Consider the following 414-nt stretch of genomic DNA (forward strand, 5'->3'; position numbering starts at 1 on the left):
CCGCCGCGGCAGCGTCGGTCGCGAACCAGGCCAACCAGGACATCAAGGACGTCGCTGTGGCGGCCGAGCACACGATCGCGGGGACGGCAAGCCAGCCTGGGCAAGGCGAGGGCGCCGCCGCCAGCGGCAGCGCCGGAGTCCCTCGTCAGATCATCGACGGGACTGTGAGGCCGAAGGACCCATTAAAAAGCATCGCCACCGCAGTCGAATCTGCTTCGCAGGGAATCGCGGATCTTATCAAGCCGAAGAGCCACGCAGATACCGCCGCGGCAGAGTCGGTCGCGAACCAGGCCAACCAGGACATCAAGGACGTCGCTGTGGCGGCCGAGCACACGATCGCGGGGACGGCAAGCCAGCCTGGGCAAGGCGAGGGCGCCGCCGCCAGCGGCAGCGCCGGAGTCGCTCATCAGATCA

1 protein-coding gene is annotated in these 414 nt (G+C 68.1%); it reads left to right on the plus strand.

Translation table 11 applies throughout. The features are described from left to right. Positions 1–414, plus strand: a 414-nt coding sequence (locus MKK53_RS00120) for a hypothetical protein (RefSeq protein WP_243925736.1), incomplete at both ends; no start/stop codon positions are given.

Origin of the sequence: Methylobacterium sp. J-076, assembly GCF_022829405.1 — a bacterium.
Taxonomy (GTDB): domain Bacteria; phylum Pseudomonadota; class Alphaproteobacteria; order Rhizobiales; family Beijerinckiaceae; genus Methylobacterium.